This window comes from Halopseudomonas sp. L-58 (assembly GCF_056859475.1).
In genome coordinates this window covers 1-5,953 of sequence record NZ_JBSXON010000078.1, presented here as the reverse complement: position 1 = coordinate 5,953, position 5,953 = coordinate 1, and the positions used below count along the sequence as shown (strand labels likewise).

The following is a 5,953-nucleotide window of genomic DNA, read 5'->3' as shown; positions in this document are numbered from 1 at the left end:
CTGGGTAATATGAGGGCGACAGGGCATCCAGCAGGCGCTGCCAGGGCACCAGTACATTCATCTCAGCCAGGAAGCGTTCCCGGCGGGTAACCTTTTTCTTGTTCTGATGCTCGGCTTGGGCGAAGGTGATCTGCTTCATCTAATTGCTTGGCTGAGGTAGTGGCAGTGTCTGGTGATTATACTCAGGGCTGCGTAATCAGGCAGAGGGCTGATTTGTGCAGCGTTTCCCTAGATATAGTATTTTTTTTCTTCAAGCCTGCAAACCCGCACCAGTTCTGATCTGCGCCGAGGTCAAGGCGGTTATGCGATGAAATCGACAAATAATCGCCTTGCCACACTCGAAAACACACACTATCTTGTGCCAAGCAAAAGGCAGGTACCTACATATTGATCAAATAGTCACCGACCGCCACACGCTGCCGCTGACTGTCTGCCGCTTGAACAGCACGTCCTGAGCTGGCTGCGCCAGCTTGCCCAGCTATCTACATATTGTGTTAACGACCAAACAAAGGAGCATGTCATGCAGGTCACCCCTTCCGCCGCTGACACCACATCATCCGCCCTGCCGGCAGACAGCCAACAGAATCCGGACCTGCAGCTCAGCGCGCCCGGCCAGCTGCGGGTGATCAAACGCAACGGCACACTGGTGCCCTATACCGACGACAAGATCCGTATCGCCATGACCAAGGCGTTTCTGGCCGTAGAAGGCAGCCAGGCCGCGGCCTCTTCGCGGATTCGCGAGACCGTCAATGAACTGACCGATGTGATCAGCGCGATCTTCAAGCGTCGCCTGCCCTCCGGCGGCACCCTGCATATCGAAGAGATTCAGGATCAGGTCGAACTGGCGCTGATGCGCTCCGGCGAACAGAAGATCGCCCGTGCCTACGTACTCTATCGTGAAGAGCACGCCCGCCAGCGCCAGGCGCGCCAGAGCACCGGCGAGGCGCATCCGAGCATTCGCATCACCCTCCCTGACGGTAGCCGCGAACCGCTGGACCTGGGCCGCCTGCGCACCGTCATCGCCGAGGCGTGCGAGGGCCTGCCGGAAGTCGACGCCAATCACATTGAACAGGAAACCCTGAAGAACCTGTACGACGGCGTGACCCAAATCGACGTCAACACCGCGCTGGTGATGACCTCCCGCACCCTTGTCGAGCGCGAACCAAGCTACAGCCAGGTCACCGCCCGCCTGCTGCTCGACAACCTGCGTGCCGAAGCGCTGAGCCACCTCGAGATTGCGCCCAGTGCCACGCACGGCGAGATGGCTGAGCTGTACGCCAAAACCCTGCCTGCTTACGTCAAGGCTGGTATCGAGTACGAATTGCTCGACGCCAAGCTGGCCGACTACGATCTGGAGCAACTGGGCGCAGCGCTGGATCACAACCGCGACCAACTGTTCGGCTACCTCGGCCTGCAGACCCTGTACGATCGCTATTTCCTGCACCGCGACGGCACCCGTATCGAACTGCCGCAGATTTTCTTCATGCGCGTCGCCATGGGCCTGGCCATTGAAGAGCCACAGAAGAACGAGCGCGCCATCGAGTTCTACAACCTGCTGTCCAGCTTCGACTACATGGCGTCCACGCCGACCCTGTTCAACGCCGGCACCCTGCGCCCGCAGCTGTCCTCCTGCTACCTGACTACCGTGCCGGACGAGCTGTCCGGCATCTACAAGGCGATCCACGATAACGCCATGCTGTCCAAGTTTGCTGGCGGTCTGGGTAACGACTGGACGCCGGTTCGCGCCATGGGCGCGTACATCAAGGGCACCAACGGCAAGAGCCAGGGCGTCGTGCCCTTCCTGAAAGTGGTAAACGACACCGCCGTTGCGGTGAACCAGGGCGGCAAGCGCAAGGGCGCGGTCTGCGGCTATCTGGAAACCTGGCACCTGGATATCGAAGAGTTCCTCGAGCTGCGCAAGAACACCGGTGACGACCGTCGCCGCACCCACGACATGAACACCGCCAACTGGATTCCGGACCTGTTCATGAAGCGCGTGTTCGAAGACGGCCAATGGACCCTGTTCTCGCCTTCCGACGTGCCGGACCTGCACGATCTGACCGGCAAGGCCTTCGAAGAGCGCTACGAGTACTACGAAGCGCTGACCGAGTACGGCAAGCTGAAACTGCACAAGAAAGTGCGTGCCGCCGACCTGTGGCGCAAGATGCTCAGCATGCTGTTCGAAACCGGCCACCCGTGGCTGACCTTCAAGGACGCCTGCAACCTGCGCAGCCCGCAGCAGCACGCCGGTGTAGTCCACAGCTCCAACCTGTGCACCGAGATCACCCTGAACACCAGCGCGGACGAAATCGCTGTCTGTAACCTGGGCTCGGTCAACCTGGTCAACCACATTGTTGACGGCAAGCTGGACACCGCCAAGCTGGAGCGCACCGTGCGCACTGCGGTACGCATGCTTGATAACGTCATCGACATCAACTACTACTCGGTACCGCAGGCCCGCAACTCCAACCTCAAGCACCGCCCGGTTGGTCTGGGTCTGATGGGCTTCCAGGATGCGCTCTACCTGCAGCACATCGCCTACGGCTCCAACGAGGCCGTCGCCTTTGCCGACCAGTCGATGGAAGCCATCAGCTACTTCGCCATCCAGGCCTCCTGTGATCTGGCCGACGAGCGCGGCAGCTACTCCAGCTTCGAAGGCTCGCTGTGGTCGCAAGGCATTCTGCCCTACGACTCGCTGGACATCCTCGCGGAGCAGCGCGGCGCCAAGTACATGGAAGTGGACCGCAGCGTCACCCTCGACTGGGAGCCGGTGCGCGAGCGGGTCAAGAAAGGCATCCGCAACTCCAACATCATGGCCATCGCGCCGACCGCGACCATCGCCAACATCACCGGCGTATCGCAGTCGATCGAGCCGACGTACCAGAACCTGTACGTGAAATCGAACCTGTCCGGCGAGTTCACCGTGATCAACCCCTATCTGGTGCGCGACCTCAAGGCACGCGGCATGTGGGACGCGGTCATGGTCAACGACCTCAAGTACTACGACGGATCGGTACAGCAGATCGACCGCATCCCGGACGACCTCAAGGCGCTGTACGCCACCGCGTTTGAAGTCGAAACCAAGTGGATCGTCGAAGCCGCCAGCCGCCGCCAGAAATGGATCGACCAGGCCCAGTCGCTGAACCTGTACATCTCTGGCGCCAGCGGCAAGAAGCTGGACGTGACCTACCGCATGGCCTGGTTCCGTGGTCTGAAAACCACCTACTACCTGCGTGCCCTGGCCGCCACCAGTACCGAGAAATCGACCGTCAACACCGGCAAGCTGAACGCCGTCGCCAGCGGCGCAGAGCCGGCGCTGAGTGCAGCACCCGCTGGCCCGGCGCCGGTGCCGAAGGCGTGTTCCATTGATGACCCGGACTGCGAGGCGTGTCAGTAAGCGCACGTATCTGAGCGGCGCCCGCGTTGTTGCCGTGCCAGCCGAATCCGGTCACGTACTCCAGTACGCTCCCGGGTCCGGCCAGCCCGGCGCCTAGCGCTCACTCGCTCAGCTACGCGCTTAAGCCGCAGAGAATTAAGAACCCCGCCCCTCTCGCGTCATTCCCGCGAAGGCGGGAATCCAGAAAAACCAAGCGCCGCGCCGAGTCCAAGGCTCACACCACTCGCCGCCGCCACACCAAACAACTTGCCGCTTGCAGCTTAAAGCTTGCGGCTGTCGACCAAAGGGAGACACACCATGCTCAGCTGGGACGATTTCGACAGCGAAGACACCACCACCGCGCCCGCCACCAAGGCAGCCGCCCAACCGAGCGCGCCGCTCACCGACAGCCCGGTAATGGAAAACATTGCCGAGGGTTCGGTAGAAGACGCGCGCCAGATCAGCGCGGACGACTCCGACGCCATCGCCCGCGCCAAGGCTGCGCTGGATGAGCTGGATATTCAGGAAGGTCTGGACGATCTGGAAGGCTCCGCCGCCCGCGTGCAGGTTGGCGACAAGCAGATGATCAACGCCCGCGCAGACCTCAACCAGCTGGTCCCGTTCAAGTACGAATGGGCCTGGCAGAAGTACCTCGACGGTTGTGCCAACCACTGGATGCCGCAAGAGGTCAACATGACCGCCGACATCGCCCTGTGGAAGAGCGCAGACGGTCTGACCGAAGACGAGCGCCGCATCGTCAAGCGCAACCTCGGCTTCTTCTCCACCGCCGACAGTCTGGTCGCCAACAACCTGGTGCTGGCCGTCTACCGCCTGATCACCAACCCCGAGTGCCGTCAGTACATCCTGCGTCAGGCCTTCGAAGAGGCGATCCACACCCACGCCTACCAGTACTGCATCGAGTCACTGGGCATGGACGAAGGCGAGATCTTCAACATGTACCACGAGATCCCCAGCGTCGCGAAAAAGGCCTCATGGGGCCTCAAGTACACCCGTTCGATCTCCGACCCGACCTTCACCACCGGCACCGTCGAGACCGACAAGGAACTGCTGCGCAACCTGATCGCCTACTACTGCGTTCTGGAAGGCATCTTCTTCTACTGCGGCTTCACCCAGATCCTGTCCATGGGCCGCCGCAACAAGATGACTGGCACCGCCGAGCAGTTCCAGTACATCCTGCGCGACGAATCCATGCACCTGAACTTCGGCATCGACGTGATCAACCAGATCAAGATCGAAAACCCGCACCTGTGGGACGACGCCATGAAGGACGAAGCAACCCAGATGATCCTGCAAGGCGCGCAACTGGAAATCGAATACGCCCGCGACACCATGCCCCGCGGCGTACTCGGCATGAACGCCGCGATGATGGAGGACTACCTCAAGTTCATCGCCAACCGCCGCCTGACCCAGATCGGCCTGAAGGAACAGTACCCGGGCACTACCAACCCGTTCCCGTGGATGAGCGAGATCATGGACCTGAAGAAGGAGAAAAACTTCTTCGAAACCCGCGTGATCGAGTATCAGACTGGTGGGGCTTTGAGCTGGGATTGACTCTCAGACCAAAAGGCCCGGTATCGACCGGGCCAACACTAGAATCATGCCCCCACTTTTTGTTCCGCTAGCCAAACGGACCATGGCCCTCCCGCTTCTAGCTGTAACTCTAGTAGGTCGTAAGTCTTTAACATGTCCAGCAAACCGGAATGGCCGTACTTTTGGGGCGAAAATGATGGATCAGTGCGTTTAAGGTAGGCACCGAGAGGCCCCAAACCAACCTTCCCGTCAGAGGAATCACTCGCGAGCAGCCCAACAGCCTCCACAACAAAGCGGGGGCGGTGCTTAGTCGCAGGCCTGTTCAGATCTTTACTGGCCTCCCTAATTACAGCCTGCTTTGGCGGTTTGGACTTGCAAGCTGATTCTTTCGAGACGCTGCTCTTTTCTGCAGAGTCCAGAGACGTATCCTCGTCAGTCTCTCCTCGGGTCCACTCAAAAAACACATCGCTTGCATTACGAAGCGCCTCGGGAGTTTTCCCTTCACCAACAATGCAAACACGTGCTCCTCGCTCTCGAAGCTTTCTGCACAAGTACGCGAAATCGGAATCACTGGTTACCAAACAAAAAGTTTCGGCACGATGATCGAACATCGCCTCGAGCGCGTCCAAAGCTAAAGCGATGTCCGCGGTATTCTTTCCAGCCGCATACTGAAACTGAAGATGAGGAGTAAACGCCAGCCGCACTAGGGCTTCCTGCCAGCGATTCGCAAGAGTTGCGTGATTTCCATAGCCGCGGCGCAGAACGACGCGTCCAAACTGAGCAGCCATACGCAAGGCGTAAGACAAGATTTCCGGGGCAACATTATCGCAGTCGACTAGTACAGCGACCGATACATCAGCGCCACCGGAAGGCGCTTGAACTGTATTTAGGGAAACTCTGAAAAAGACTTTCTGATTTGGCAAAATACCGCGACCCCACCCACCGAGTTTCCCGATGAAGCAGATGACCTTCGCCGACGCCGAGTACGCTGGCAAGCGCAAGCAAACCCGCAAGGAGTTGTTCCTG

General features: G+C 59.7%; 3 protein-coding genes and 1 pseudogene. 2 read left to right on the top strand and 2 right to left on the bottom strand.

What is annotated here, in order from left to right; translation table 11 throughout:
- Nucleotides 1-139 (bottom strand): annotated as a pseudogene (locus AC13EY_RS15965) (IS5/IS1182 family transposase); the annotation flags it as partial.
- A 381-nt stretch (nucleotides 140-520) separates the two neighbouring features.
- Between AC13EY_RS15965 and AC13EY_RS15960 the strand changes: the two are divergent.
- Nucleotides 521-3,397 carry a ribonucleoside-diphosphate reductase subunit alpha gene (locus tag AC13EY_RS15960; protein WP_482876431.1) on the top strand — a complete coding sequence of 959 codons (2,877 nt, stop codon included), beginning with the start codon at nucleotides 521-523 and terminating at the stop codon, nucleotides 3,395-3,397.
- A 297-nt stretch (nucleotides 3,398-3,694) separates the two neighbouring features.
- Entirely contained in the window at nucleotides 3,695-4,948 is a 1,254-nt protein-coding gene (locus tag AC13EY_RS15955) for a ribonucleotide-diphosphate reductase subunit beta (protein ID WP_338212679.1), read from the top strand.
- A gap of 44 nt (nucleotides 4,949-4,992) precedes the next feature.
- Here AC13EY_RS15955 and AC13EY_RS15950 read toward each other — a convergent pair whose 3' ends face one another.
- Complete coding sequence (locus AC13EY_RS15950; protein WP_464383632.1) at nucleotides 4,993-5,715, bottom strand: NYN domain-containing protein; 723 nt, start codon at nucleotides 5,713-5,715, stop codon at nucleotides 4,993-4,995.
- Nucleotides 5,716-5,953: the final 238 nt, after the last annotated feature.

Excerpts from the sequence above, each read along its gene's own strand:
- AC13EY_RS15955 (WP_338212679.1), top strand. The coding sequence starts at position 3,695 with ATGCTCAGCTGGGACGATTTCGACAGCGAAGACACCACCACCGCGCCC.
- AC13EY_RS15950 (WP_464383632.1), bottom strand. The coding sequence starts at position 5,715 with ATGGCTGCTCAGTTTGGACGCGTCGTTCTGCGCCGCGGCTATGGAAAT.
- AC13EY_RS15960 (WP_482876431.1), top strand. The coding sequence starts at position 521 with ATGCAGGTCACCCCTTCCGCCGCTGACACCACATCATCCGCCCTGCCG.